Annotated in this window: 23 protein-coding genes and 1 pseudogene; 7 read left to right on the top strand and 17 right to left on the bottom strand. The window is 60.6% G+C overall.

Features of this window, described 5'->3' with window-relative positions:
• Nucleotides 1–19: 19 nt before the first annotated feature.
• The 3 genes and pseudogenes from KIP88_RS28605 to KIP88_RS28615 form a co-directional block, all read right to left on the bottom strand.
• A pseudogene (locus tag KIP88_RS28605) lies at nt 20–1,217 on the bottom strand (ABC transporter substrate-binding protein).
• A gap of 115 nt (nt 1,218–1,332) precedes the next feature.
• Complete coding sequence (locus KIP88_RS28610; RefSeq protein WP_214491450.1) at nt 1,333–2,928, bottom strand: class I adenylate-forming enzyme family protein; 1,596 nt, start codon at nt 2,926–2,928, stop codon at nt 1,333–1,335.
• 423 nt (nt 2,929–3,351) lie between these two features.
• The gene (locus tag KIP88_RS28615; RefSeq protein WP_308163661.1) at nt 3,352–3,696 is read right to left on the bottom strand and encodes a helix-turn-helix domain-containing protein; all 345 of its coding nucleotides are present in this window, start codon (nt 3,694–3,696) and stop codon (nt 3,352–3,354) included.
• 466 nt (nt 3,697–4,162) lie between these two features.
• Between KIP88_RS28615 and KIP88_RS28620 the strand changes: the two genes are divergently transcribed.
• Both KIP88_RS28620 and KIP88_RS28625 read left to right on the top strand, forming a co-directional pair.
• Complete coding sequence (locus KIP88_RS28620) at nt 4,163–5,149, top strand: MDR family oxidoreductase (protein ID WP_214491452.1); 987 nt, start codon at nt 4,163–4,165, stop codon at nt 5,147–5,149.
• An 88-nt stretch (nt 5,150–5,237) separates the two neighbouring features.
• The gene (locus KIP88_RS28625) at nt 5,238–5,696 is read left to right on the top strand and encodes a DUF2147 domain-containing protein (RefSeq protein WP_214491453.1); all 459 of its coding nucleotides are present in this window, start codon (nt 5,238–5,240) and stop codon (nt 5,694–5,696) included.
• A 189-nt stretch (nt 5,697–5,885) separates the two neighbouring features.
• Here KIP88_RS28625 and KIP88_RS28630 read toward each other — a convergent pair whose 3' ends face one another.
• The 3 genes from KIP88_RS28630 to KIP88_RS28640 form a co-directional block, all read right to left on the bottom strand.
• Entirely contained in the window at nt 5,886–6,665 is a 780-nt protein-coding gene (locus KIP88_RS28630) for an SDR family oxidoreductase (protein WP_214491454.1), read from the bottom strand.
• 61 nt (nt 6,666–6,726) lie between these two features.
• Nucleotides 6,727–7,743, bottom strand: a complete 1,017-nt coding sequence (locus tag KIP88_RS28635) for an NADP-dependent oxidoreductase (protein WP_214491455.1) — start codon at nt 7,741–7,743, stop codon at nt 6,727–6,729.
• Between the two features lie 34 nt (nt 7,744–7,777).
• Complete coding sequence (locus KIP88_RS28640) at nt 7,778–8,641, bottom strand: alpha/beta fold hydrolase (protein WP_214491560.1); 864 nt, start codon at nt 8,639–8,641, stop codon at nt 7,778–7,780.
• A gap of 453 nt (nt 8,642–9,094) precedes the next feature.
• Here KIP88_RS28640 and KIP88_RS28645 point away from each other — a divergent pair, with 453 nt between their 5' ends.
• Entirely contained in the window at nt 9,095–9,694 is a 600-nt protein-coding gene (locus KIP88_RS28645; RefSeq protein WP_214491456.1) for a TetR/AcrR family transcriptional regulator, read from the top strand.
• 49 nt (nt 9,695–9,743) lie between these two features.
• On the opposite strand, the gene KIP88_RS28650 is transcribed toward KIP88_RS28645, so the two are convergent.
• The 4 genes from KIP88_RS28650 to KIP88_RS28665 all read right to left on the bottom strand — a co-directional run bounded on the left by KIP88_RS28650 (nt 9,744) and on the right by KIP88_RS28665 (nt 14,436).
• Nucleotides 9,744–10,565, bottom strand: coding sequence for an enoyl-CoA hydratase-related protein (locus KIP88_RS28650; RefSeq protein WP_214491457.1), 822 nt, complete (start codon nt 10,563–10,565; stop codon nt 9,744–9,746).
• Between the two features lie 90 nt (nt 10,566–10,655).
• Nucleotides 10,656–11,360 (bottom strand): SDR family NAD(P)-dependent oxidoreductase, encoded by a 705-nt coding sequence (locus KIP88_RS28655; protein WP_214491458.1) that lies wholly within the window; start codon nt 11,358–11,360, stop codon nt 10,656–10,658.
• Nucleotides 11,361–11,380: 20 nt separating this feature from the next.
• The gene (locus tag KIP88_RS28660; RefSeq protein ID WP_214491459.1) at nt 11,381–13,705 is read right to left on the bottom strand and encodes a molybdopterin-dependent oxidoreductase; all 2,325 of its coding nucleotides are present in this window, start codon (nt 13,703–13,705) and stop codon (nt 11,381–11,383) included.
• A gap of 14 nt (nt 13,706–13,719) precedes the next feature.
• A complete protein-coding gene (locus KIP88_RS28665; protein ID WP_308163662.1) occupies nt 13,720–14,436 on the bottom strand; it encodes a TetR/AcrR family transcriptional regulator in 717 nt (238 codons plus the stop codon).
• A 78-nt stretch (nt 14,437–14,514) separates the two neighbouring features.
• On the opposite strand from KIP88_RS28665, the gene KIP88_RS28670 reads away from it, so the two are divergent.
• Nucleotides 14,515–15,714, top strand: coding sequence for an acetyl-CoA C-acyltransferase (locus KIP88_RS28670; RefSeq protein WP_214491460.1), 1,200 nt, complete (start codon nt 14,515–14,517; stop codon nt 15,712–15,714).
• A 96-nt stretch (nt 15,715–15,810) separates the two neighbouring features.
• Nucleotides 15,811–17,034, top strand: a complete 1,224-nt coding sequence (locus tag KIP88_RS28675; RefSeq protein WP_214491461.1) for a multidrug effflux MFS transporter — start codon at nt 15,811–15,813, stop codon at nt 17,032–17,034.
• On the opposite strand, the gene KIP88_RS28680 is transcribed toward KIP88_RS28675, so the two are convergent.
• From KIP88_RS28680 to KIP88_RS28710, 7 genes are all read right to left on the bottom strand, one after another.
• Entirely contained in the window at nt 17,031–17,684 is a 654-nt protein-coding gene (locus KIP88_RS28680; protein ID WP_214491462.1) for a flavin reductase family protein, read from the bottom strand. The two genes, KIP88_RS28675 and KIP88_RS28680, sit on opposite strands and share 4 nt — an antisense overlap.
• Nucleotides 17,685–17,794: 110 nt before the next feature.
• On the bottom strand, nt 17,795–18,808 hold the full coding sequence (locus tag KIP88_RS28685; protein WP_214491463.1) for a nitronate monooxygenase family protein: 1,014 nt from the start codon (nt 18,806–18,808) through the stop codon (nt 17,795–17,797).
• A gap of 53 nt (nt 18,809–18,861) precedes the next feature.
• The gene (locus KIP88_RS28690) at nt 18,862–20,049 is read right to left on the bottom strand and encodes an acetyl-CoA C-acyltransferase (RefSeq protein WP_214491464.1); all 1,188 of its coding nucleotides are present in this window, start codon (nt 20,047–20,049) and stop codon (nt 18,862–18,864) included.
• A 52-nt stretch (nt 20,050–20,101) separates the two neighbouring features.
• Entirely contained in the window at nt 20,102–21,232 is a 1,131-nt protein-coding gene (locus KIP88_RS28695; protein ID WP_214491465.1) for an acyl-CoA dehydrogenase family protein, read from the bottom strand.
• A 21-nt stretch (nt 21,233–21,253) separates the two neighbouring features.
• Nucleotides 21,254–22,435 (bottom strand): acyl-CoA dehydrogenase family protein, encoded by a 1,182-nt coding sequence (locus tag KIP88_RS28700; RefSeq protein ID WP_214491466.1) that lies wholly within the window; start codon nt 22,433–22,435, stop codon nt 21,254–21,256.
• Nucleotides 22,436–22,450: 15 nt separating this feature from the next.
• Entirely contained in the window at nt 22,451–23,188 is a 738-nt protein-coding gene (locus KIP88_RS28705; RefSeq protein WP_214491467.1) for an SDR family oxidoreductase, read from the bottom strand.
• Between the two features lie 19 nt (nt 23,189–23,207).
• On the bottom strand, nt 23,208–24,806 hold the full coding sequence (locus tag KIP88_RS28710; protein ID WP_308163663.1) for an AMP-binding protein: 1,599 nt from the start codon (nt 24,804–24,806) through the stop codon (nt 23,208–23,210).
• Between the two features lie 236 nt (nt 24,807–25,042).
• Here KIP88_RS28710 and KIP88_RS28715 point away from each other — a divergent pair, with 236 nt between their 5' ends.
• Both KIP88_RS28715 and KIP88_RS28720 read left to right on the top strand, forming a co-directional pair.
• Complete coding sequence (locus tag KIP88_RS28715) at nt 25,043–25,786, top strand: SDR family NAD(P)-dependent oxidoreductase (RefSeq protein WP_214491469.1); 744 nt, start codon at nt 25,043–25,045, stop codon at nt 25,784–25,786.
• Nucleotide 25,787: 1 nt separating this feature from the next.
• Complete coding sequence (locus KIP88_RS28720; RefSeq protein WP_214491470.1) at nt 25,788–26,465, top strand: glutathione S-transferase family protein; 678 nt, start codon at nt 25,788–25,790, stop codon at nt 26,463–26,465.
• Nucleotides 26,466–26,474: the final 9 nt, after the last annotated feature.

The raw sequence follows: 26,474 nt of genomic DNA on the forward strand, positions 1-26,474 counted from the left end.
GCATCTTCAGAGGGCAAATTCACTTTTCCTCGGCGGTGAGCACGTTCCCGAACTGCTCCCACGAACTGCCGGTCCAACGCTGCAATTGAAGCTGCCTGTACGCCATACTGCTTTCCGGGCCCGTGTTGATCGTAACACCCGGTATGAGAGTGGGTAGCGACAGCCCGCGTATGTTCCGCGATTGCTTGACGATATTCTCGCGCGAGAGATCGTCACCGCACTGCTTGAGCACCTGCTCCAGGATGTCCCTGCTGCGTACCGAACAGATAATTGGCGTCGCCGATGTCGGCGCCCGGCAGGTATTTCGCGAAATGGTCACGGTACCATTTGATGCCAGGGTCGTCGGCCCACTTCTTGTCGTTTGGATCCTTGGTAATCGTTGCCGCGACGATGCCCACGGCCTTTTCCGGTCCCGCGGGAACGATGGTTGAAGAGACTGAACTCGAAACGAAATTGATCAGGAACAGAGGCTTCCAACCGACCTCATCGGCCTTCTTGATAGCCTGAGCCGCGAACTTCGGCGTGCCGGCAACCAGGAACGCCTCTGCGCCGGACGATTTCAACTTCACCACATGGGAATCGATCGTCGGCTCGGTCACTTCATAGGAGGACGATACAACTTTCTTGTCGAAGTCGTCTTTCAGGTAGCCTTTGAATGCGTTGACGAAGTCCTTACCCAGATCGTCGTTCTGATACAGGATCGCAATCTTTGCGTCCGGCCGGGCCTGGGTGATGTATTTCGCGTAGATCCGCCCTTCCGTGTCATAGCTCGGCAACCCAGTGGTGGTCATCGGAAATTCCACGAAGTTCGTGAATTTGGTGACGCCGCTTACCACAAACAGATGTGGCACTTTCTTCGCGTTGACGTACTTGATGGTGGCGCCGATGCCGGGTGTACCGAGCGGGCCGAACAGGAAGGCCACTTCATCGCTTTCGACGAGCTTCCTGGTCTGCTCCACCGTCTTGGGAGGACTGTAAGCATCGTCGTAGGTGATGAGATTGATCTTGCGGCCGTTGATGCCGCCGCGCTCGTTGATCGAATTGATGTAGGCGATCAGACCCTTCCCGGTATTGCTGAGCGGCGACGCGGGACCGCTAAACGGGAACGTAGCCCCCACCTTCACTTCGGCGCTCGTGATGCCGGGCGTTTCCGCACGCGCCTGCGCGCCGACGATCGTCACGCCGATCGCGGCTGCTAATATAGACTTCCTGAACATCGACCTCTCCCTTGTGCGGCGACAGGTTGCGTCGCTCATCAATCGTTGAATTTCCGTACGGCCTCGGCGACCGGCTCCCGGTGTAGCTTCGTCCCCATCCCTTGCAGTGCGGCACTCAGCCCGCTGCTGCGGCATCGGATGTCTTTCCCGTCGTCCGTTCGATCGCCATCTCTCGCAGCTTGTGTTTGAGTATCTTGCCGGTGGAGGCTGACGGCAGAGCGTCGAGCACGATCAATTCAGTCGGGCGCTTGTACGAAGTGAGCTGTTGGGCTGAGTACGCCTTCAGGTCTTCGGCGCTGACACTGGCGCCGGGGAGAAGCTGCACGAACGCGACGACCTCTTCGTTGCCATCAACCGGCCGTCCCACCACCGCTGACTGGACGACTTGGTCGTGCGCATTCAGCACCGCCTCCACCTCGGCGGGATAAACGTTGAAGCCGGAGCGGATGATGAGTTCCTTGGTGCGGCCAGCGATGTAGAGATGGCCCTCGCCGTTCACCCGAGCTAGATCCCCTGTGTTGAACCATCCTTGGTCGTCGATCGCCGCGGCCGTCTGCTCGGGAGAGCGATAGTAACCGAGCATCACATTGGGGCCTCGGACGTGCAACTCGCCCACTTCGCCGGTCGCCACCTTCTTGCCCTGCCTGTCCACGATCCGGTGCTCAATACCGGGAAGAAAGGGGCCAACCGACTCGTCTGAGACAGGACGTTCTGATCGGACACCCGACAGGCCCGGCGAACATTCGGTTATGCCGTAATTGTTCAATAGCGGGATTCCGAATTCGTCCTCGATCCTCTTCTTCAGGTCGAGGTCGAGCGGAGCGCCGGCGACGGCCGTGATCCGCAGCTTGCCTCGCTCGAGTCGTTGGATGCCCTTGACCGCCTTGTGTTCGAGCAGCCGCTGATATGTGGCGGGAACACCGAACAGGCTCGTGATCCCCTCCTCGGCTATGGCGTGGGCCAGCGCGGCGGGATCGGCCTTGGCCACAACATACAATGTGCCGCCGTGCATCAGCGTGGCGATCAGCAGGATCGAATACCCGACGATGTGGGACATCGGCAGCACGCCGTAGATGCGGTCCGCCGGACCGCTTTGGCGAAGAATTCCCGAAGTCTTTGCGGTAAAGAGCAGGTTGCGGTGGCTCAGCATGACCCCCTTCGGAGCACCGGTCGTGCCCGAGGTGTACAGGAGGCCCGCGACCTGGCGGGCGCCATCCTTCTCGACGGGCTCCGCTTGCGCATCCGCATTGAGTGGACCAATACCGATTCCACCGAACGGTCCCACAGCGTCTATATTGGCGCCGACGCGGCTGGCGTGATCGGACGCTTCCTTCGAAAGCGCCGAGTTGAACAGCACACGCCTGGCGCCGCTGTGCGTCCCGATCAGGTCGATCTCCCTGGCTGAGAGGCGGGGATTAACCGCAATACCCCAGGCATCGAGCTTGCTCGCCGCGAGCAGCATCGCCCCCAGGGCCACGCTGTTCTCGCTTGCAATCATCACGCGATCGCCGGGCCTGATCCCCAAATTGGAAAGATCCTTCGCTACGGCGTCGACAGCTTCCGAGAACTGCCGGTAGCTCCACGAACGTCCCCCTTCCACGAACGCCGGATGATCCGGGATGTCCCGCACGAAGGGCGCATAGACCTCGTGTACCCTGGATGGCAGGCCGTCCAGCAGTTCGGCCGCGGTGATATCGTCCACGCTCCTCATGCCACCCTCCTCGCGCCTTGTCTTCGGGAGCGCTGCGCGGCCGCCTTCAAACCGGGAGGTCCGCCCCTTCAGGCGAAGTAAATAGTTCTAAAATAGAACTGTCAAGCCGGATGACCATCCATCGGTACTGACGGATACGGCGACGTCGGTCGTACGTCCATAATTCCTATTTGGAATTCGACGTCACGACGTAAATCGTTCGGATAAAGCCGTGGCATAAGGCTCACTTAAGGTACACGCCTGCGAAAGCGGCAGAGCCGTACCACCTGAAGCGACAGCTTTCCGCTGATGTTAAAGCGCGTCAGCGTTCGACAGGAAGAACCCGAGCCGGCGACGGAAGTGGCGCGAGCGTGAGACGTCTCAAGTCGAGCGATGCCTGCGATGTGTATGCAGGACAGGCTTCCGCGATCACTCAATCAACCGTTACAGAGCGCATGCGTTTGGCTGCCGATCGTCCGGCGCCTGGTGCAACTGAGGGACGCCCTCAATTGAACTTCCATTCTGCTTGCCCCAACTCCGAAGCGAAAGCAGTACAGGTCCGAGGCTCTGGCCGAAGGCAGAGATTTCATATTCCACCTTCGGAGGAATCTGCGGATAGGCACGGCGCACGATCACGCCATCGGCCTCCAACTCGCGCAATTGAAGGGTCAGTATCCTCTGCGTGGCGTTAGGGATGGCTCGGGACAGTTCCATGAACCGCTTCTTGCCAGCGAAGAGATGAAACAGGATCAGTGGCTTCCACATGCCGCCAATGACGGACAGTGTCACTCCGACCGCACATCCGCTCTTCGCGTCAAACCGTCTTGGACGCATAGACACCTCCAAAAATGGTCGCATCTGCCATGATCATGCGTTCTGCGGCATGCAGGACACGAATTCGGGCCGGCGGAGCCTAAGCTCCGGTCACACTCGCTCAGTTGACGTCTTTGGATGTTGCCGTCGATGCCATTGAACCGACGTCAGGATTTATATCACATGACGATCCTAATACAATAGATGCTCGCAGCCTCCTGCAAGACAGCGGGGTGATTTCGGCCGGTAGCCTGCCCAGGCTTCGGGACGCTCCATCGCCAAATCAGGCCCGCTGTCATATCAGCCAAGCCCGGGCTCCCCGCTTTGGCACGCGTCGGGTACGTCCATAAATGATAGTATCCGCTTTAATTGTGCCTTCTTGCGATAAAGCGGCGCGACCCTAGCTCCGTGGACAACGCAACACCGACCCTAGGATATGGCGATGACGTTCAAGGCGCTGCTGGCAGCAAAGACGGGTGAGAAGATTACGACCAGCGTGGTCGAAATGAACGAGCAGGATCTCATGCCTGGCGACGTTACGGTCGCCGTCGATTATTCGACCGTGAACTACAAGGATGCGCTGGCCATTAGCGGGCGCACGCAGGTCATTCGCCAGTTTCCCCTCATTCCCGGTATCGATCTCGCTGGAACAGTGGAGGCATCCTCCTATCCCGGCATCGCAGTCGGAGACCGCGTCGTCGCCAACAGCTGGGGGTTAAGTCAGACTCATCATGGTGGATATGCCCAGAGGGCACGGCTGAAAGGCGAATGGCTGGTGAAGATTCCGGCGCCATTTTCGACAAAGGACGCCATGGCGATCGGTACGGCCGGTTACACCGCGATGCTGTCGGTGCTCGCCCTCGAACACGGCGGCATTACACCGCAGCGTGGAGATATCCTCGTAACCGGCGCTAACGGCGGCGTCGGGTCGATCGCGGCCGCGCTCCTCGCCGATCTCGGTTATCGCGTCGTTGCATCGACTGGACGTCTTGAGGAAGCCGATTATCTGCGGAGTCTCGGCGCGGCTGAAGTCATCGATCGACGAACGCTTTCGGAGCCTGGAGCGCCTATCGCGCGCGAGCGTTGGGCTGGCGCTGTCGACTCCGTCGGCAGTCATACCCTGGTGAACGTATTGGCACAGACGCAATACCGCGGCGTGGTGACGGCCTGCGGCCTGGCCCAGGGTGTCGATCTTCCTGGAACGGTTCTGCCGTTCATCCTGCGCAATGTCACCCTGGCGGGCATCGACTCGGTGAATACCCCTCAGGCGGCGCGACTCGAGGCATGGTCACGCCTGGCGCGCGATCTGGATGTGAACAAACTGGCCCGAACGATGCAGGTGGTCGGCCTCGCAGAGGTTCCCGATGTGGTGCGCCAAATGTTGGCCGGGAAGGTCCAGGGCCGCACGGTCGTGGACGTCAATGCCTAGCTATGTCGCGACCGGACTTGCTTGGCCACGCCTCGATGAAAATCGGACCGCGCGGCAACAAGACAGCAAAACCCTCTTGGAGACCATTATGCGTTTTCTGAAACGATCAGGCGCCCTCGCGCTCACCTTGGCTGCTGTACTCATGTCCTCCGGGACCCGGGCGGATAATGCCTCACCTGTCGGCTTGTGGAAAAATGTCGATGACGTCAGCGGCAAGCCGAGAGCGCTTATCCGTATCACGGAATCGAATGGCACCCTGCAGGGCAAGATTGAAAAGGTATTCCGCGCCCCGTCCGAAGACCGGAACCCGAAATGTGAAAAATGCGAGGGCGCGCTCAAGGATGTGCCGGTAATCGGCTTGGTAATCCTGAGTGGCCTGAAGAAGGACGGCGCCGAATATACCGCCGGCAAAATCCTCGATCCGGACAATGGCAAGATCTACAGCAGCAAGATTCAGCTGACCGACGGCGGCAAGAAGCTCAACGTGCGCGGCTACATTGGCGTGTCAATGCTGGGACGTTCGCAGATTTGGGATCGCCAGGAATAGAGAGCAAGCTCAGCATCGATTGAGACCGGCCTCGGACGCGAATGATAGCTTCCGGGGCCGCGGAAGCCTCGTCAAATGGCGACCTCCACCTTCTTGTTGACGAACACTCGGTCGATGTCGGCGAGAGGCACGTCAACTCGAAAGGCATTAGTCAGTCGCTACGTAGATCCGAACCGAGGCAAATGCGGTTCACCATTTCTCGGCCCACGGTCGGAGGACGACTTCGAACGCCCAGGTCGACCGATGCTGCTGATGAAGCTGAAGATAGGTTTTCGCGATGTGGACGGGGTCGGCCATGTTGTCATCGACAGTCGTGCCCGCCAGCCGATGTGCGCGGGTCCCGTCCTCCTGGGTCCAGCCGATCGCGGCGTCGATCGGCACATTCGCGACGTGGATACCCTGCGGCATCAGTTCTCTTGCCATGCTTTGCGCGAGTCCGGACTTGGCATGACATGCCATTGCAAAGGCGCCGCTTGATGGGAAGCCCTTGAGCGCCGCGCTGGCGTTCGTGAAGATGATCGTTCCTCTCGCGCCGTTGGCATCGGGTTCGTTTCCGAGCATGAGCCGAGCGGCCTGTTGACCGACCAGAAACGCGCTGAAGGCCGAGTTTCGAAGTGTTTCGAGCGCCATCACCGGCTCGGCTTCGATAACGCTCTTGCGAAAAATGCCGGGAACGCGGCCATCGATGTTGTGCACGACAAGCCTCGGCGTCCCGACGTCTTGGACGACGCTCTCGAACAGCTGTGCCACAGCCGCTGGGTCGCTGGCGTCGCAGGCGTATCGACGCACGCCATGCGTCTTCTCGAGGGTCTCAAGGACCGCCTTTTCGGGATTCCTGGCTGCGACGCAGACACGCATGCCGTTCTCCGCGAATAGCCGGGCGCAACTCGAACTGATGCCCGGGCCACCGCCGACAATGAGTGCAACGTCCTGCATGGAAGGTTGAGTGTCGCGCTTGGATTCAGTCATGTTGTTTCCTCGGATGTGTTTGGTGGCCGGCCGGCGTCGTGGCGTCGCAACTCAGGCGGCGTCATTTCGAGACCTGTTGCTTCACTGCAATGACGACCTTGCCCTTTGCGCGCCCGGTCTCGACGTAGGCCAGCGCATCTCCGGTCTTCTCAAACGGGAAGACCTTATCCACGACCGGACGGATCACGCGGGATTCAATCAGGGAAGTGATCTCGCCCAACTGCTGTCCCTGCGCACGCATGAACAGGAATGAGAAGCGCACACCCAGGCTTTTGGCTTGTTTCCGCGCACCACGGCTCAGGAGGCGTATCACCAGCTTCAGGAATGGGTTCAACCCTAATTCCTTGGCGAATTCGGGATCCGGCGGCCCCGAAACCGAAATGAGGAGGCCGCCCGACTTGAGCACACGCAGGGATTTTTCGAGCGTCTTGGCGTCCTGGCTGTGCAGGACCAGATCGTAGCCCGACAAAACCTTCTCGAAATCCTGCGTCTTGTAGTCGATGACCACATCTGCGCCGAGACTCTTGACCAGCTCGACATTTTTCGTGCTCGTCGTCGTCGCAACTGTCGCGCCGAGGTGCTTGGCGAGCTGGATGGCAAAAGTCCCCACACCACCGGAGCCGGCCTGAATGAAGACCTTCTGCCCGGGCTTCAGCTTGGCCACCTCCACCAGCGCCTGCCAGGCGGTCAGCCCCACGAGCGGAATGGACGCGGCTTCTTCCATGCTGATGTTCTTGGGCTTTAGCGCCACGTCGGCTTCATTCATGGCAATGAATTCCGCGAATGTTCCGACCCGATGATCGCGCGGCCGTGCATAGACCTCGTCGCCCGCCTTGAACCGCCTGACCTTGGGGCCAACCCTGGTGACGATCCCGGCAACGTCGTGGCCTAGAACGAAAGGCGGACGATACGGCAGGAAGAGTTTGAACTCTCCGTTTCTGACCTTGGAGTCCAGAAGGTTCACACCGGTCGCGTGAACTCGAACCATGACATCATCGTCCCGCACCTCCGGCTCCGGTACTTTGGTCAAGCGCAGAGCGCCGTTCTTTTCATATTTTTCGACAACGAATGCCTTCATGGTGTCTTCTCCAATTTGAAGTATTGTCGCGGCGTCATGCGCCGAGGAAGGACAAGGCCTTCGGCACAAAATCGGCGTGATTCTGGAAAATCCCGCCATGCCCGGCATCTTCGTAGATAACCAGTTCTGCGCCCGGGATACGGCGCGCCATATCGATGCTATTTGCGGTCGGCACCATGATATCGTTGTCGCCATTCGCGATCAGCACGGGGATCCGAATGCTTCCGAGATCTTGAGGCGCCTGTCGGCCCCAAGCAGTGATCGCCTTGACCTGCCGCAAGAAAGCGCCGGGCGTAGGTCCTTTGTCCCGGCCTGCCTTGCGCTCTTTCAGCCGTTTCAGGAAGGCCGCCGCCGCTTGGCGGCCATTGGCCGTGGACCTGAAGAACAGATAGAATTTCGGGTCTCGCAGCGTCAGGAAGCCTTTGATCATCAAAGGCCAGGACACAGGCCATACTTTGTCGATACCTTCGCCGCCCGCCGGCCCCGTGCCGGTCAAAATGAGCTTTCGCACCAGGTCTGGTGCTTTCAACGTGATGTCCTGCGCCACAAATCCGCCGAGGGAAAAGCCGAGCAGATCGACCTTCTCGAAGCCCAATGCGCGGATCAGGGCAATCGCATCCCGTGCCATTTCATCGATCGTCACGGGCGCTATTCCGCCCGATGCACCGATACCCCTGTAATTGGTCGCGATCACGCGATGCTTGCTGGCGAGACCGTCGACAATCCGCGGATCAAAATTGTCGAGAACCGCGCCCCAATGGTTGAGAAGAATTAGCGGCACGCCGGTGCGGGGACCGATGTCGCGGTAGACGAAACTGGTCCCCCCGACATTTATCGAGAGCGTGGGTGCATCTATGTAGCGCGCTGCCCGTCCGATGTTAGTAACAGAACTAGCCATGGCTTTCTCCATTGTCCGGCTCGGACCGAAAATTCCAGGATGGAAGGGATATTCGGCCGGATGGCGCAGCTCCCTCTTTGCGCGCCAGTACATGTGCTGATTACGCCAGCCCGAACTGCGACCGCAGAATCGTGTCGAACAGGGCCCGAGGACACCGGGCGCAGGCGACCTGCCGCGCGGCCTTGCCACACGACGAGCCGGCGAGGAACGCTGTCTGATTGCGCTCCGGCGCGCTCAAAACCGGCATGATTTTACCTCTCAGCTATAAAGCAGCCCCACTTCCAGGGACTTGCAGCGGTCGTTCGCTCACTTTTTTGATGACGATCGTCATCTTATGTGTTAGATGATGATCGTCATGAAAAATGTCAAGCGGAGTTTTTGCGAATCTGAGATCGCTCGGCCGTGGCTAGGACCAGCTGACGCAGGTCCTGCGACCAGCGGAGTGAGAAAACGATGAGGGTGTCGCGCGAAAAGGCGCTGGAGAACCGCGAGCAGATCATAGAGACTGCGGCGCGCCTGCTGCGCGAGCATGGTTTCGATGGGATCGGCGTTGCCGACATCATGAAAGCTGCCGGCCTGACCCATGGCGGCTTCTATCGCAACTTCGCTTCAAAGGATGATCTGGCGGTCAAGGCCAGCGAACGTGCGATCGCGGACACGACAGCGTTGCTGAAGGATGGACTGGCCCAACAGCCCAAAGATCCGTTTCGCGAACTCATCGAACGCTATGTGTCATCGGCCCATCGCGACGATCCAGGTTCCGGGTGCATTCTGCCGGCATTGGCCGTGGACGCCGCGCGGAGCGACGACCCTGCTCTCCGCGCTGTCTTCATCACGGCGATTCAAGACTATCTCGAACAGATTGGGAAACTGTCGTCCGCGACCTCGAGGGCCACCGGCAGCAGACATCCCGCGGCTATTCTCTCGGAGATGGTTGGCGCTGTCATATTGTCTCGGGTGATTGCGGATACCCCGCTGGCGGAATCGCTGATTGCTGCCGTGGTGGCGGATATTGCCGGACCATCCGCGGAAAACAAATCGGCCAAGGCGTGATTCAACGCGGCAGCAAAAGGCTTTTGGCGTTTCCTTCTGCCGATTAGTCTCACCTGAAATTGGGAACGCGTTTCTCGATGAAGGCTCGCACGGCTTCGGTGTGCTCCGCCGTACCCGCCGCAACGACCATCTTCTCGGCCTCGTGATCCAATGACGTCAGGAAGTCAGCCGATAGGGCAAGGTCGAGATTATCCTTGATGGCGGCATAGGCGCTCACCGGACCGTTCGCCAACATCCTCGCCCATGCGAACGCTTCCTTCTGCAGGTCAACATCCGGCACCACGCGATTTACCAACCCCAGTGCTTCGCAGCGGCGTGCATCGATCCGTTCGGACAAGAACATCAGTTCGCGGGCACGCGCCGTCCCGGCCAGCCGGGTCAACAGCCACGAAATGCCGTAATCGCCCGTGAGCGCAATTCTGGCATAACCAGTCGTCATGATGGTGGATTCGGCTGCGATACGAATGTCGCAGGCGAGCGCGATCGCAAGCCCAGCGCCAGCCGCCGCTCCCGGCAGGGCCGCGATCGTGGGCTTACGCACCGAGATAAGTACGCCGGTCAGGGTTCGCTGGCGTTCCTGCAATCGCGCAACCTTGTCGCTGAATGACATGGCGGGTGCGGCAGAGTTGCCGCCCATCCCCTTGACGTCGCCGCCCGAACAGAAAGCGCTGCCTGCACCGGTAATCAGCAATGCACCGACGTCCGGATCGTCACCGTTGCGTTTGATCATTCGGCGCAACGCGGGCGTGAGATGGTCGGAGAGCGAATTTCGCGCCTCGGGCCGATTCAAGGTGATCACGGCAACGCGATCCCGGATCGCGCACAGCAATTCGTCCGTCCCTGTATCAATCGAGATTGACTCATCCGTCATGGTTATGACCTTTCAGGTCCAGCGTCGGCGGCGCTCTTGAATGAGTAAGCGCGTTACGCAGCTGTAGCCGCGTTTCTCATTGGCCAGGTGTCACCAGTTTTCGCGGAAAGGCCGCAGTTCCGCGAGGAATGACCAGGCCGATCGGTCCTGACCGTAGAGATGGTACAGTTCGTCGGCGATGGCGGCAGGCTTGATGAAGAATTCATCCGGTTTGTCGCTCATCCGCGCCCGCATCCCGGGCGTGTCGATTACCGCGTCGATGAGGACATAGGCGACGTGGACGCCAAGAGGCCCCATGTCACGTGCGATCGACTCGGCCAATATACGCTGCGCCGCCTTTGTCGGAGCGAAGCCGGCGAAATTAGCCTTACCCCGGATCGAAGACGTGTTTCCGGTCACCAGGATCGCGCCCTTACCTCTCTCAATCATGTCAGGAGCCACTTCGCGGGCCAGATATAACAAGCCCATCACGTTCACCTCGAAATTGCCCTTCAGCATCTTCGGATCGATCTCGCGAAAGCTTCCCCAGCCTCCTCCGACCGCGTTGTGGATGAGAACCTCGGCCGCTCCAAAACGGCGCTTTACGTCATTGACGACGGTCCGCACCTGGCTCTCGTCGGACACGTCGCAGGTCACCGCGTGCACATCGGGAAGCTCTTGCGCAAGGCGATTGGTGAGCTCGGCTGAGCGGGCAAGCGCTATGATACGGAATCCGCCCGCAGAGAACCGCTTGACGATGGCAGCTCCCGTGCCCGGCCCCACCCCGGTGACGATCGCGATCGGTTTCTCGGTCATTTGATGCTCCCTTCGAGCTATTATCCAGCCGCTCTCATATGAATTCGCTCGGACTGCGACTGATAGACGGCGGCCTCCTGCGCGGACACCAGTGCCAGACGAACCGCGACGTTTTTGTGGTAGGGCGTGCCCGCAATGGGATCGCGGTTGCCGCTTTCCGTGAGCAGATTGATACGCGGCCCGTTGATCAGGCGCTCTCCGTCCGACGTCGGGTATGCCTGACCGTAACCGTGCGGCAGCGCCAGCTGGCCATTCCGCATGGCATCGTCGACCTTGCAGCGGACGACGAGCCGTCCGACCACCGACTCGACGGCGATCCAGTCACCATCCTCTGCGCCCAACTCGCTCAGATCGCTCGAATTGATCAACATGGCGCCGTCCGGATCCTCGCGCCGCCACGCGGGATCGCGAAAGATCTGGTTGGCGTTGAACATGCGGCGGCCACCCGCCGCCAGCATGAACGGAAACTCTTTTGGCGCGCCCGCTGCTTGCGGATCGAGCCGTGCCAGCCATTCCAGCATCTGCGGGACCACCAGCCGAACCTTGCGGTCCGAATGGCTGATCAATGACCAGACCTCATCATAGTCGTGCCGGGTAACGGCAGTGCCTTGCCGGGTGGCTACGATCGTGTCGAACAGGAGATCGCCGAGCTGGTGATCCGCCACCTCGTCCGATGCGCCGATCGCCCGCCGCACCGCTTGCGGCGATCGCTTCGCGCAAGCCAGCGCCGCGCCCCACAAGGGAGCTGCGGCCGCCGTGCCATCCGGAAGCGTCTGCCCCAGTGTATGGTAGAGCACCAGGGCGGGAACTGCGCCGATCGAAGGGTTCTCCGCGATGAAAGCACGGAAGGCGATGGCGAACTCGGCTCGGGAACGCCGCGCCGCCTCCCGCAGGGGCGCGAGCACATTGTCACCTGGCAGAAGCCCCAGGGCGATGGCAAGCCGCGTGTAGATCTCGGGCTCCGGCAAGGTGCCGGCGAGCGGCGGTAATACACCGGCACGAACATGAAAATAGTTCGTCGGAAATTCGAAGTTGAACAGGGTGAATTCAGTTTTCTCAAATTGTGAGGACGCCGGGAGGACGTAATGCGCGAGCCGTGCGGTTTCGGTCATCGCAACGTCGACCACAACGCACAGGTCGAGCGAGCGCAGCGCGCGTTCCACGGCCTCGGTGTTTGCGGCCGTGTTGGCGGGATTGGAACTGTCGATCCAGGCGCAGCGCAACCGGTCGGGATGGTCCTTGAGCACGGCTTCGGGGAAAATGTTGGGAGGCAACAGGCCCCCAATAATTGCGTCGCCGGTCGGTGCGAATGTCTGGTTCGGAGAATTACCCCATAGCGGTTGAAGCCAGCTATGCAATTGGTTGGTGCCTTTACGACCGAAATTGCCGGAAAGCATGATCAGAAGCTTTTCGAGGTAGGAGTTGAGCGTCGAGTTGATGCCTTGCTGGATACCAAGCTCGACCCGAACCACCATGGCCTTCGCCGCGACGATCATCGCGGCGCAACGCTCCAGATCCGCGATCGAGATATCGGCGGCGGCAGCCCATTCTTCAACGGGGATGTTCAATAGCGCTTGCCTCACTTCCGTGAAGCCGATGGTGTGCTCCTCAATGAAGGCGTGGTCGATCCGGTCGGACCGGACAAGCGTGGCCAGCAGCGCGCCAAGGAGAAACGTGTCGGCACCAGGACGAACCGCGAGATGCAGATCCGCCATTTCGGCGGTTTCGGTTCGCCGGGGATCAATGACGATCAGCTTGCGTGCGGGATCCTTGCGGATTTGATTGAGATGATCGCGCGCATTAGGGAAGCCGTGCGCGATCCAGGGATTGGCACCGATGACAAGCAAGAGATCGCAATGATGGACGTCCTCGGCGGTGTGGCACGTCTGGCTGCCGAACATGTGGCCATTGACCCAGAAGTCGCCGGTTTTTTCCTGCGAAAGGGCGTTGAAGACGCTGCGCGAACCCAGTGCGCGCAACAATCCACTGGCATAGGCGCCGCCGGCGTGGTTGCCCTGCCCGCCACCGCCGTAAAGGGCGATAGTCTTGCCGCCATATCTGTCGACGATGTCTCGCAGCCGGTCCGCGATTTCTGCGATCGCCACGTCCCACTCGATTGCATCAAAGCCGCCGTCGGCGCGGCGACGCAGCGGCGTCGTGAGCCGATCTCGGTGATGCGCATAATATGGAATCCGGGTCGCCTTATTGCACAGGTAGCCCTGTGATTTCGGGCTCGAACGGTCGCCCCGTACTTTCTCGAGGCGCCCCTCGTTCACCAGGACTTCGATCCCGCAATTGATGTAACACAGGTTGCAGGCCGTCTTGAGCCATTTGCCGGCCGTCATTTTGACCTCCCTTGTTATGATTTTTCGCAGCGCGTCGCCTTTGTTGTTCTTCGTTGCGGCTTCCGAGTCCGGCCGCCTGCGGTCTTGCGTCCGGCATCGAGGATGCGGTCGGAAAGTTTCCCCGCGCCAACGGCACGCGACAGCACGATCGATCCCACCATGGTTGCGATAGCGCCTGTCGCGATTTGGCGGGCCTGTCCAAGTGGCTCACCGGGAAGCAACTCGACAAGGGCATCGATCATCTTCTCGAGTTTGGAAGCCAGGGCCTGCTGCTCGCTCGGGCTCGATCGCGCGACATCGACGGCCAGGGTTGGAAGCGCGCAACCCTGTTTGGGATTGTCGCGATGCCGGAGACTAAGATAATCGGCGATCAACGCCTCGAAGCGTTCCCTGCTGGTTTTCCCGTTCGCCAGTTTTTTCCATCGATCAGTCGTTTGGTCCATTGCAAAGGCGATCGCCTCGCTGACAAGCGCGGCACGCGAATCGAAATGGTTATAGAAACCGCCGTGCGTGAGACCCGCGAGCTTCATTAAGTCGACAACACTGAGCCCTTCCGCGCCCTTTTGGCGCAAACCATAGGAGGCATTTTCAACGATCCGATCGTGGGTTTGACGCCTGTGGTCTTCTACGTATCGCATCGCCACTCCGTGCAAGGTCCTAAGGTGATCGGCTGCACAAACCGTCCCCATCCCCTCGAAGCAATTCTGGAACCGCGCTTCCTTGAAGTTCACGGCAACATTTCATTGCAATACCGGCTATCTTATATGACTATCGTCATATAACAACACCTATCAACAGGAGAGTTCGCCATGGCCACCGCTTCCGACCCCGTCGTCATCCTTTCCGCCGCCCGCACGCCGCTCGGCCGCTTCATGGGCGAGTTGTCGCCGCTCAGCGCCCACAAGCTCGGCTCCCACGTGATCGGCGCGGCGCTGGAGCGGGCCAAGCTTGCGCCCGAGCGGATCGATGAGGTTTTCATGGGCAACGTCTTGCCGGCCGGACAAGGTCAGGCGCCGGCGCGCCAGGCCGCCCGCGGCGCCAAACTGCCGGATGCCACCGGCGCCACCACCATCAACAAGGTCTGCGGCTCCGGCATGAAGGCGACCATGCTGGCCCACGACATCATCAATGCGGGCTCGGCCTCGATCGTACTGTCGGGCGGCATGGAGAGCATGAGCAATGCGCCCTATCTGCTGGCCAAGGCACGCGGCGGTTACCGTGCCGGCCATGACCGGATCATCGACCACATGATGATGGACGGGCTGGAGGACGCCTATGAGACCGGCCGCTCGATGGGCGATTTCGGCGAGGCTACCGCGGAAGCCTATCAATTCACCCGCAAGGATCAGGACGCTTACGCGATCGAGACGCTGACCCGCGCGCGCAAGGCGGTCGAAGGCGGCGCGTTCAAAGCCGAGATTGTGCCGATCACGCTGACCGAAAAGACCGGGCCGCGGATCGTCGCCAGCGACGAACATCCGTTGAAAGTGGACCCCGCCAAGATCCCCGGGCTGAAAGCCGCGTTCCGCGCCAACGGCACCATCACGCCGGCCGCCTCCTCCGCCAATGCCGATGGCGCCGCGGCGCTCATTCTCGCAAAGCGCTCACTCGCGGATCTCGACGGCCTTCCCGTACTGGCCGAGATCAAGGGCCACGCGACCCACAGCCAGGAACCGCAGTGGTTCACCACGGCGCCGATCCCGGCCATTCGCAAGCTGTTGGATAAGATCGGCTGGAGCGTCGGCGATGTCGATCTGTTCGAGATCAACGAGGCCTTTGCCGTGGTGGCGATGGCGGCGCAGAAGGATCTCGGCATCCCCAGGGAGAAGCTGAACGTCAATGGCGGCGCCTGCGCGCTCGGTCATCCCATTGGCGCCACCGGCGCGCGCCTGATCGTAACTTTGTTGCACGCGCTCGAAGCCCAAAACCTCAGGCGCGGCGTGGCCGCCCTTTGCATCGGTGGCGGTGAAGCCACCGCCATCGCGATCGAGCGCGTCGTCCGCAGATAGTACGGCCGATCCGACAGATAAGGGCTCGGCGAGCGGCGCGAACCGCGTCACTCGCCGCCTTGTAACCTGCCTATCCCTATCAGCGCGAAAGTTCCCATGGCTGACCAGTGCGAAACGACCAAGAGCGTGCCGCGGGATGTTCCCGTCTCCAGTGGCCTGGCGATCGCAGTCCTTTCCGTCCTGGCCGCCACGGGAACGCTCGCAACCAACATCTTGCTGCCGTCGCTCCCGCAGATTGCGATCTCATTGAATGTCACCAGTGCGGCGGTCACGTCCGCCATCACCGTCTTTCTTGCGGTGTTCGGGATAGGCCAGCTCCTCGTCGGAACGCTTTCGGATCGCTACGGCAGACGCTGGCCAGTCCTGATCGGATTTGCCGTGTTCATCGGCGGCAGCGTCTGGTGCGGTTTGGCAACAGATCTACCTAATCTTCTGGTCGGCCGCATCGTGCAGGCTGCTGGCGCTTGCGCGACGTCAGTGTTGTCTCGCGCCATCGCCCGCGACATGTTCAGTGGGCCGGCGCTAGCGCGCGCGATGGCGCTAATCATGATCGTAATGTCCGCAGCCCCCGGATTCTCGCCTCTGCTCGGCGGCGCACTCGATCACAGTTTTGGCTGGCGCTCCGAGTTCGCTCTCGTCGCGGCCTTTGCCGCGGCTGGCGCCATTGCTTACGGCATCATCCTCGGCGAAACCCACAATTCGATCCGCACTCCGTTCAATCTGGTCGCCATCGCCAGGACCTATGTCGGCCTGCTTGCCGATCGTCGTTTCGCCATCCCCGCCGCAACCGCGAGCCTGATCATCGGCGGCTTGTTCTCGATGTTTTCGGCTGCACCGCGCCTATTCATTGAAGCGTTGCACTTCACGCCGATCCAACTCGGCCTCTTCTTCGCTGGCACCGTTTTTATCGTATTCGCCGCGGGCATGCTGGCGACGAAACTGGCACCACGCTACGGGCTCGATCGTCCGATCCAGGCGGGACTGTGGGCGACGGCCACCAGCAGCCTTGCGATCCTGCTCATTTCGATGATCAGCCCGACTTTCCTGCCGTTTCTGGGCGCGATGTGCGTTTTTCTCCTCGGCATGGGCGTTGTCAGCCCACTGGCTACTGCGCGGGCGCTTTCTCCATTCGGAGAGAAGGCCGGCGCCGCCTCGGCACTGCTGGGTTTCTGGCAGATGATGAACGCCGCAATCGGCGTTTGGCTTGCTGCTTCGGTGTCGCATGAAGCAATGTTCGCGCTCGGCGTCGTGTTGAGCGCGTTTTCACTGCTGGCACTTGGCCTGTACGCGTGGGGCCTGAGGTCACCTGCTCCCCATTAGGTGCCATGGAACTCCGGTTTGCTGCTGCCAGGCGGCCGCTTCATCTCGAACATGTTCTCCGTCCTGACCTCGAGGTAATCTCCACCACGGCCGGCGCGCAGTATGGGACGCGCAAGGGCCGTGTTGTATACACCGTCCTCGATCAAGGACTTGTCGATGTATACTGCGACGACCTCGCCGAGCACGAACCATCCTTCGACCTTCTCACCGCGCGCATTCGACAGCTGAGAGACGTCGACGACCTTGCATTCCATAGCGGCCCTGCTCTCGCCTACCCGCGGCACAGCGACGTGGCGCCCGGGTATTGCCGTCAGCCCTGCGGCTTCGAACTCGCTCACGCCGTGATCGAGCGGCGTCGCCGTCACGTTCATGCGCTCGCCAAGATCCATCGTAACCAGATTCCAGACGAATTCGCGGGTCTCGCTGACGTTCTTGACGGTGTCCTTCCACGAAATTGACGAGAACCCGATTATCGGAGGGTCGTAGAGGAACGCGTTGAAGAAGCTGTATGGAGCGAGGTTCAGTTGACCAGCCGCATTGCGCGACGAAATCCAGCCAATCGGACGCGGCGCGACAATCGCGTTGAATGGATTATGCCGGAGCCCGTGACCCTTCGACGGCTCGTAATAGTGGAAGTCAACCATATCCATAAATTTTCTCCGAGGCTACCGAAGGCCATCCGTCGCTGGCCGGTCGGGCTTCATCAATGGCGATCAACCCTCGTCAGAACATCCGGCAGCAGCACACCCGTCCGGAACGCTCACGCGATCGCCCGGGTGGCAGCCAGCCTTTGCTCGGCACCATCGAGGAAGCCAGTCAAACGCTGACGGATGATTCGTTCGGCGTCCGCCATGATGCGGTCGATCAGTTCCTTTACCGTCGGGATGTCGTGAATGAGGCCCGCGACCATGCCGCAACTCCAGGCGCCAGCGTCCATATCGCCGTCGATCATCACCTTGGGATAGACGCCCGCCACCTGATCGTGGATATCTTCGATCTTGAGTTGCTCGCCCTTCTCTCGTTCGATTTCGAGCAACTGCCCGACGCCTTTGTTGTTCAATACGCGCTCGGTGTTGCGGAGCCCGCGCATGACCAGACGCGTGTCGAGCTCTGATGCCTTGACCAGCGCATTCTTGACGTTTTCGTGCACGGGCGCTTCTTTGGTGGCAATGAAGCGCGTTCCCATGTTCATCCCGGCGGCCCCCATCGCAAGGGCAGCGACGAGGCTGCGTGCGTCCGCCATGCCGCCCGACGCCACGAATGGGATCTTCAGTTCCTCGGCCGCTCGCGGCAACAGGATCATGTTGGGCATATCGTCCTCACCGGGATGGCCGCCGCATTCGAAACCGTCAACGCTGACGGCGTCGCAGCCGATCTGTTCGGCCTTCAGCGAATGGCGAACGGACGTGCATTTGTGAATCACTTTGATGCCACCCGCCTTCAAGGCCGGCATATATTGCTCAGGGCTGCGACCCGCGGTTTCAACGACCTTGATCCCGCCTTCCCTGATGGCTGCGATGTACTCCGGATAGGGCGGCGCGCTGAAGGTCGGCAGGAACGTCAGGTTCACGCCGAACGGCTGGTCCGTCATGTCCCGGCAACGCGCGATCTCCTTGGCCAGCAGTTCCGGCGTCCTCTGCGTCAGGCCGGTGATGATTCCAAGCCCGCCGGCGTTCGAAACTGCGGCCGCGAGTTCGGCAAACCCCACATAGTGCATTCCGCCCTGGATGATCGGATGTTCGATACCGAACATTTCGGTGATTGCTGTCTTCACAAGTGCCTCCGATGTGGTTTCACAGATGTCTGGTCTGGCCGGCTTGTTGCTCGTCAGTGGACAATTTCAAGAAGTCCTGCGGCGCCCATGCCACCGCCCACGCACATGGTGACGACGGCGTATTTGGCCTTGCGCCGGCGACCCTCGATCAAGGCGTGGCCGGTCAGCCGCGCTCCGGTCATACCGTAGGGATGGCCAACCGCGATCGAGCCGCCATTGACGTTGAGCTTTTCCGGATCGATCCCGAGCTTGTCGCGGCAATAGATTACTTGCACCGCGAATGCCTCGTTCAATTCCCAGAGATCAATATCGTCGATCTTGAGTCCGTGTCGCTTGAGAAGCCGGGGCACGGCGTAGACCGGCCCCACTCCCATCTCGTCCGGCTCGCAGCCTGCCGAGACAAACCCGCGGAAAATGCCGAGCGGCTTTAGTCCCTTCTGCACCGCCAATCTGTCACTCATGATGACGGCCGCACTTGCGCCGTCCGACAACTGGCTCGCATTGCCGCCAGTGATGGTGAAGCCCGGCCCCTTGGCCGGCTTGACGCCGGCGAGACCATCAGCGGTGGTATCGGGACGCGGTCCCTCGTCAGCCGACAGCGTCACTTGCTGATATGACACGGCACCGGTCGCCTTGTCCGTGACCGCCATCGTCGTCTTGATCGGTGCAAGTTCGTCGTTGAAGCAGCCGGCTTGCTGCGCTGCCGCGGTTCGGCGCTGGCTCTCCAAACTATATTCGTCCTGGCGTCCGCGCGAAATGTCGTAGCGCTTTGCCACGATCTCGGCTGTATCCAGCATCGCCATGTAGGCATCTCCCTTCATGGCGAGCAGCTCCGAATCGACGGCATGAAACATATTCATCTGCTTGTTTTGCACCAAGCTGATCGACTCGCCACCGCCGCCGATAGCGACTTCCACACCGTCGAAGATCACGGACCGCGCCGCCAGGGCAATCGCCTGAAGGCCGGACGCGCATTGGCGATCGATGGTCGTTCCGGCCACGCTCACCGGAAGTCCGGCCCGCAATAGCGCCTTGCGAGCGATATTGGTGCCAGTGGTACCCTGTTGCATGGCGCAACCCATCACGACATCCTCTACTTCGGCGCCCTCGATCTGAGCGCGTGAGAGCGCCGACGAGATCGCATGCCCTAACAGGGTGGCGCCCTCGGTATGGTTGAGCGCGCCCTTGTATGCCTTTCCGATCGGGGTGCGGGCGGTCGAGACGATCACAGCTTCAGTCATGGTTACACCTTTGGTTGGATACGACAGTCGGATTACCGCCTCGGACGGACATTCAGCTTTGCTGCGCGTATCGCATCAGATGATAGGCAGGATCGCCAAACTGGATATTGATGGAGTTTATCCGTTTGAAGTAATGGCCGACGTTCAATTCGTCGCTCATACCCATGCCTCCATGTAGCTGTACGGCCTGCTCCGCGACGAAGCGCGCGGCGTAGCCGACTTTCGACTTCGCACCAGACGCCAGCTTCGATCCATTTGGCTCCCGAGCCGCGAGGCTGAGGCTCAAATGTTGTGTCAGCGAGATCGACTCTTCGAGCGCGATGAACATGTCGACCATGCGGTGCTGCAACACCTGAAACGTCCCAAGGGCGACCCCGAACTGCTTGCGTGCTTTGCTGTACTCAAGCGTCGCCGAATTCAGCACCGACATCGCGCCGACTGCTTCCGCGCAGAGCGCAGCGATAGCACGGTCGCGGCACGCTTCGAGCGCCGCGACACCTTCGCCTTCGGTACCAAGCAACTGGCTGTTGGGCACTTGGACGTCCATCAGCGTGAGCTCGGCGGCGCGCCGGCCATCGACGGTCTTGAAGCTTTGCAAGTGGAGATTGGCCGAATGGCGATCGACGACGAACAGGCTTACGCCGGCACGATCGCGCGGCCCACCGGACGTCCGCGCCGAGACGATCAGTTTGTCGGCCCACGGCGCACCAATCACCGCCGACTTCGTTCCGCTCAGGACAAAATTGTCCCCCTGGCGCCGCGCCGTCGTCGTTACGTTGTCAAAATCGTAGCGTGATCGCCCCTCCGCCCAGGCCAGCGTCCATATGGCGCTGCCGTCCATAATATTCGGCAAGAACACCTCGCGCTGCTCCGGTGAGCCGGCGTCTTCGATCAGGCCGCCAGCGAGAACAACGGTCTCGAAATACGGTTCGACGACCAAACTTCGTCCGAACTCCTGCATCACGATCATGGTCGCAAGCGATCCGCCACCAAGACCGCCGGAGCTTTCCTGAAACGGTGCCGCGCACAACCCAAGCTCGGCAAAGGCGCTCCAGTGCTTGCGGCTCCAGCCTTCATCCGTCGCAACAATTTTTCGACGCTCGTCGAAATCGTACTGCTCGCGCAGGAAGCGTTGAATGCTGGAGCGGAGCAATTCCTGTTCTTCCGTCAACTGGATATCCATCCGATGCCTCGTGCGATGTGGTCAGAGACCCAAAACTGCTTTGGCGATGATGTTGCGCTGGATTTCATTCGATCCCCCGTAAATGCTGAGTTTTCGGGAGTTCAGATATTTCTCCGTCGCCGTGTGCCCGTACTCCGGTCCCGGCATGAAGCGATTGGCGCTTACCGGGTGCTCGCGAATCGCCAGGCCGTAGTTGCCGATGGCCTGATGCGTCAGATCCGTGATGCGCTGGAATATTTCGGTACCCCTGATCTTGAACAGCGACGCGGCCGGTCCCGGATCGATGCCACGCGACATCTGCGCGACGATCCGCAGTTCGGTTGCCTCCAACGCAAGCAAATCCAGCTCGACGCGCGCAATTTCCTTGATGAACTCCCCGAAAGTCGGATCGTCCTCACCGACTTCCGTTCTCACGATCCGCTTGAGACGCTCCAGATAGCGCGTCGACCGGCCGATCCCGGCCATGCTGGTACGCTCGTTGCCGAGCAGGAATTTCGCGTAGGTCCAGCCCTTGTTTTCCTCGCCGATCAAATTCTCGGCAGGGACGCGCACGTCCTCGAGGAACACGTCATTCACTTCATGCGACCCGTCGATGGTAATGATCGGCCGCACCGTGACGCCGGGCGATTTCATGTCGATCAGCAGGAAGGAGATGCCGGCCTGAGGTTTTGCCGAAGGATCGGTCCGCACCAGGCAGAATATCCAGTCGGCATGCTGGGCCAGTGTCGTCCAGGTCTTGTGTCCGTTGACAACGTAGTGATCGCCGTCCCGCACAGCCTTGGTGCGTACCGACGCGAGGTCAGAGCCGGATCCCGGCTCCGAATAGCCCTGGCACCACCAATCCTCACCGGAGAGGATTCGCGGCAGAAACTTCTGTTTCTGCTCGTCGTTGCCGAATGTGTAGATGACCGGTCCGACCATGGTCACGCTGAACGCGAGCGGCGGCAGCGTCCCGGCGCGTGATGTCTCCTGCTCGAAGATGAAACGCCGCGTGATCGACCAGCCCGGCCCGCCGTACTCCTTGGGCCAGAGCGGCGCGATCCATCCCTTCTTGTGGAGAACGCGGTGCCAGAGCAGCATCTGCTCCTTGGAAAGGTCGGTTTCCGGATTGGGAACGCGCATTTCCGCGGGATAATTCTCCGCGATGAAGGCGCGCACCTCGTCACGAAACGCTGCCTCCTCACTGGAAAGTTTGAGTTCCATTGTGAGAGGCTCCCGCTACCACTTCTCGCCGAACGGACGAATCTCCAGTTCAAAAGTCCAGGCGCTTTTGGGCTGCTGATAAAGCAGCCAATAGGACTCCGCGACCGACGATGGCGGCATCAGCAGATCGGGATCATCCAGTGAGTTCGGGCCAAGCGCCTCGATCCGCCGCTGCCGCACCCATTCGGTGTCGACCCCGGAGTCGATGATGAGATGCGCTACGTGGATGTTCTTTGGACCCAACTCGCGCGCGGTCGCCTGTGCAACGGCCCGCAGGCCGAACTTCGCGCTGGCGAAGGCCGCATATCCCGTCCCACCGCGAAGGCTCGCTGTCGCACCGGTGAAAAAGATGTTGCCTTTGCCGCGGGGCAGCATCAGCCGCGCGGCCTCGCGACCGGCGAGAAAGCCGGAATAGCAGGCCATTTCCCAGACCTTGCGGAATACGCGTTCGGTGGTATCCAAAATCGGAAAGTTGACGTTCGCGCCGATGTTGAAGATGCAAACCTCGAGCGGCGCGTGCTTGTCCGCGTCGCCGAGGAAGGAAATGATTTCCTCCTCCTTGCGTGCATCGAGCGAGCGCGCGTGAATTTCGCCGCCGGCCTTCTCGATCTCCTTGACGAGCGGTTCGAGCTTGGCGCCGTTGCGGCGCCCGGCGAACACCGTGAAGCCCTCGGAGGCGAACTTCTTTGCAATCTCGCTGCCGATAAAGTCGCCAGCACCGATCACGGCCACGGTCGCGTTTCTCTTTTGCAAGGGTGTTCTCCCGGTCAGGTTAGATCTGTTGTCTGCGAAGTGGAGCGGCCTGCGCCGGAGGTACTTCCCCACATAGGGCCTCGGCGAGCTTGTGCTTGAGTATCTTGCCGGTGGAAGTAGCCGGCAACGCATCGAGAACGATGATTTTGGACGGCCGCTTGTATGAGGTGAGCTGAGATCGCATGAAACTCATCAGATCCTCAGGAGTCGCCTGCGATCCCGCCAGCAGTTGTACAAAGGCGACGATCTCTTCATTGCCATCTGCGGCACGGCCGACCACGGCGCATTGCACGACTTCCTTGTGCGAACTGAGCACCGCTTCGGCCTCGGCTGGATAGACGTTGAAACCCGAACGGATGATCATTTCCTTGGTGCGGCCGACAATGTACAGGCAGTCGCCGTCGAAACGCGCCAGATCGCCGGTATTGAACCAGCCCTCACTGTCGATTGCCTTGGCGGTAAGCTCAGGGGCACGATAGTAGCCGCGCATCACGTTGCGCCCGCGGACATGCAGCTCTCCGACTTCTCCTCTTGCCATCGGAATTCCGTCGAGTGTTCTGACCCGCGCCTCTACTCCCGGCAGCAGTGTGCCTACCGCCTGGTCGGCACGTGGCGCATCGAAGCGCACGCCCGATATCCCCGGCGAACATTCGGTGATCCCGTAGCCGTTGAGCAGCGGAAGGCCGAGCTCTTTTTCCACGCGCAACTTCAGATTCAAATCGAGGGGAGCGCCGGCGACGCCGATCAGGCGTAACGAGCCTCGGTCGAGTTGCTTCACACCCGACACGCTCTTGTACTCCAGCAGCCGTTGATAGGTGGCGGGCACGCCATTGAGGATGGTAACGCCCTCCTCTGCGATCGCCATGGCGGTCGCGGCAGGATCGTACTTGCTGACCATCCGCACCGTGCCGCCGGTCATCAATGTCATGATCAGGAGCGAGATGCCGACGATATGGGAGATCGGCAAGACGAGATAGATCTTGTCGTCTTCATTCATTTTGCGAATGAACGCGGTGGTCTTCGCGCTGATCAGCAGGTTGTCATGCGAGAGCATCACGCCTTTCGGCGTCCCCGTCGTTCCCGAGGTGTAGATCAGCACCGCGACTTGTTTCTGGGGATCTGCCTCCACCGGCTCGACGGTGGCGCTTTCGTTGAGCGGACCAACGCCAACCTCCTGCAGTGGGCCTATTTGCTGGTTCCCGGCGCCATAGCGCGAAGCGTGAGCCGCGGCCTCTTTCGAAGTACCCGATGTGAAAAACATCCGGCGGGCGCCGCTATGGTCGCGGATCTGATCCAGTTCGCGTGCGGACAATCGCGGGTTGGCGACGATGGCCCAGGCATCGAGCCGGCTCGCCGCCAGCAGCAACGCGGCGAGCGCAATACAGTTTTCGCTGACGAGGATCATCCGGTCGCCCGCTCTGATTCCCAGCGACGACAGCACGGTGGCGATCTCGCTGACACGCTGGTCCAGATCGCGGTAACTCCAGGATGCCCCGTCTTCGACCAGCGCGATCCGGCCGGGGGCTTTGGCAACCTGTCTTGCCGTTACTTCATGGATGCGACGCGGCAAGCCGACAGCAATCTCGTCGAGATTGATCGCCTCTGAAAGCTCCGCCACGACCGACCTCCCCATCAACGATTGCCCGCTCGCGCAATGCGCGGATGCTTGGCCGAACCTAACGTTCTTTTTTAGAACTCGTCAATGATAAAATCATCGTCCCGGCTTCACGCGGCCCGAAGGGGCAACCAAGCTGCCCTATTATGATTGGACCATTGTTGAACGCCGTCGTTTACAACGCGCCATCCGACCGTTACGATAAAAGTATCAAATAGGAACTTAAAGGGAGGAACGGAATGACGGCGAACCGCGGTGTAGCGATACTTGTGGGCGCAGGCGATGCCATTGGGGCGGCGGTCGCGCGGCGTTTTGCCAAGGGCGGCTATACGGTTTGCATCTGCAGGCGTGATGCGTCCAAATCGCAGGGGCTTGTGGCCGAGCTGAGGGATGCTGGACATCACATTCACGCGTTCAGCGTCGATGCCCGTCAGGAAGCGGAGGTCCAAGGCATATTCGCGCGGATCGAGAAAGAACTCGGACCGATCGAGGTCTGCCTCTACAATGCCGGCTCGAACGTCAACAAGCCTTTGCTGGACACCACGGAGAAGCTGTTCTTCAAGGCCTGGGAATTGGCCTGCTTTGGTGGCTTCCTGGTCGGACGTGAGGCTGCACGCGTCATGCTTCCGCGTGGACACGGCACCATCTTCTTTACGGGTGCGACGGCCAGCGTGCGCGGCGGCCAGGGGTTTGCGGCATTTTCATCCGCGAAGTTCGGACTTCGAGCGGTAGCCCAGGCGATGGCGCGCGAGCTGGGGCCGAAGAATATTCATGTTGTGCATCTGTTGATCGATGCAGGCGTGGATAGTGAGGCGATTCATCAGCGCATGAAAGCGGCGAAGGGGATCGAGGCAAGCGAAATTCCCCCGGATAGCCTGACAAAGACATCCTCCATTGCTGAGGCCTATTGGTTCACCCACCAGCAAAGCAGGGATGCCTGGACCCACGAGCTCGATCTCCGTCCGTCCGTGGAGACGTGGTAACATGAGCGCGACACCAAACCTGACCCTATGGGGTGTTGGGACAAGCCGCACCATCCGTCCGCATTGGGCCATGCACGAGCTGGGCCTGGTCTACACGACAAAGCCGATCGGACCGCGAACGGGCGAGACCAAGACCGCGGAATACACCAAGCTCAATCCGCGCCAGAAGATTCCGCTGCTTCAGGACGGCGACTTCTGCATCGGCGAGAGCGCCGCGATCGTTGCCTACCTGTCGCGAATGTACTCCACGACGGAGCGCTCGCTGATTCCTGAAACCACCCGTGAATATGCCGCGTGGCTGGAATGGTGTTTCTTTATCGTCGCGGAACTGGATTCAACCAGCCTTTACGTGATGCGCCGCCATCGGGCCGATGCGCTCGGTCCGATCTACGGTATTGCGCCCGAGGTCGTTGCCCAGGCAGGCGAGTATTTCCGCCAGCAGCTGCGCCATGTCGAAGTCGCGCTCGCAGACGGTCGGCAATTCCTGATGGGCGACCGGTTTACCAGCGCCGACATCCTGCTCACGACCTGCCTTGAGTGGGCCGTCGCCTATGGCGTTGGCATTTGCGACAATGCGCAGCCCTATCTCGAACGCATCAAGAACCGGGACGCCTACCAGCGAGCTGTCGCGGCGAATGTCCCGATAGCACCAATCACGCCGGTGCCGGCCAAGGTTTAGAAACCGACC

It is taken from the genome of Bradyrhizobium sp. SRL28 (genome assembly GCF_018596315.1).
In the GTDB taxonomy this organism is placed as follows: Bacteria; Pseudomonadota; Alphaproteobacteria; order Rhizobiales; family Xanthobacteraceae; genus Bradyrhizobium.

Excerpts from the sequence above, each read along its gene's own strand:
- KIP88_RS28690 (WP_214491464.1), bottom strand. The coding sequence starts at position 20,049 with ATGACTGAAGCTGTGATCGTCTCGACCGCCCGCACCCCGATCGGAAAG.
- KIP88_RS28640 (WP_214491560.1), bottom strand. The coding sequence starts at position 8,641 with ATGGCTAGTTCTGTTACTAACATCGGACGGGCAGCGCGCTACATAGAT.
- KIP88_RS28625 (WP_214491453.1), top strand. The coding sequence starts at position 5,238 with ATGCGTTTTCTGAAACGATCAGGCGCCCTCGCGCTCACCTTGGCTGCT.
- KIP88_RS28675 (WP_214491461.1), top strand. The coding sequence starts at position 15,811 with ATGGCTGACCAGTGCGAAACGACCAAGAGCGTGCCGCGGGATGTTCCC.
- KIP88_RS28645 (WP_214491456.1), top strand. The coding sequence starts at position 9,095 with ATGAGGGTGTCGCGCGAAAAGGCGCTGGAGAACCGCGAGCAGATCATA.
- KIP88_RS28700 (WP_214491466.1), bottom strand. The coding sequence starts at position 22,435 with ATGGAACTCAAACTTTCCAGTGAGGAGGCAGCGTTTCGTGACGAGGTG.
- KIP88_RS28660 (WP_214491459.1), bottom strand. The coding sequence starts at position 13,705 with ATGACGGCCGGCAAATGGCTCAAGACGGCCTGCAACCTGTGTTACATC.
- KIP88_RS28695 (WP_214491465.1), bottom strand. The coding sequence starts at position 21,232 with ATGGATATCCAGTTGACGGAAGAACAGGAATTGCTCCGCTCCAGCATT.
- KIP88_RS28630 (WP_214491454.1), bottom strand. The coding sequence starts at position 6,665 with ATGACTGAATCCAAGCGCGACACTCAACCTTCCATGCAGGACGTTGCA.
- KIP88_RS28620 (WP_214491452.1), top strand. The coding sequence starts at position 4,163 with ATGACGTTCAAGGCGCTGCTGGCAGCAAAGACGGGTGAGAAGATTACG.
- KIP88_RS28680 (WP_214491462.1), bottom strand. The coding sequence starts at position 17,684 with ATGGATATGGTTGACTTCCACTATTACGAGCCGTCGAAGGGTCACGGG.
- KIP88_RS28655 (WP_214491458.1), bottom strand. The coding sequence starts at position 11,360 with ATGACCGAGAAACCGATCGCGATCGTCACCGGGGTGGGGCCGGGCACG.
- KIP88_RS28715 (WP_214491469.1), top strand. The coding sequence starts at position 25,043 with ATGACGGCGAACCGCGGTGTAGCGATACTTGTGGGCGCAGGCGATGCC.
- KIP88_RS28650 (WP_214491457.1), bottom strand. The coding sequence starts at position 10,565 with ATGACGGATGAGTCAATCTCGATTGATACAGGGACGGACGAATTGCTG.
- KIP88_RS28670 (WP_214491460.1), top strand. The coding sequence starts at position 14,515 with ATGGCCACCGCTTCCGACCCCGTCGTCATCCTTTCCGCCGCCCGCACG.
- KIP88_RS28635 (WP_214491455.1), bottom strand. The coding sequence starts at position 7,743 with ATGAAGGCATTCGTTGTCGAAAAATATGAAAAGAACGGCGCTCTGCGC.
- KIP88_RS28720 (WP_214491470.1), top strand. The coding sequence starts at position 25,788 with ATGAGCGCGACACCAAACCTGACCCTATGGGGTGTTGGGACAAGCCGC.
- KIP88_RS28610 (WP_214491450.1), bottom strand. The coding sequence starts at position 2,928 with ATGAGGAGCGTGGACGATATCACCGCGGCCGAACTGCTGGACGGCCTG.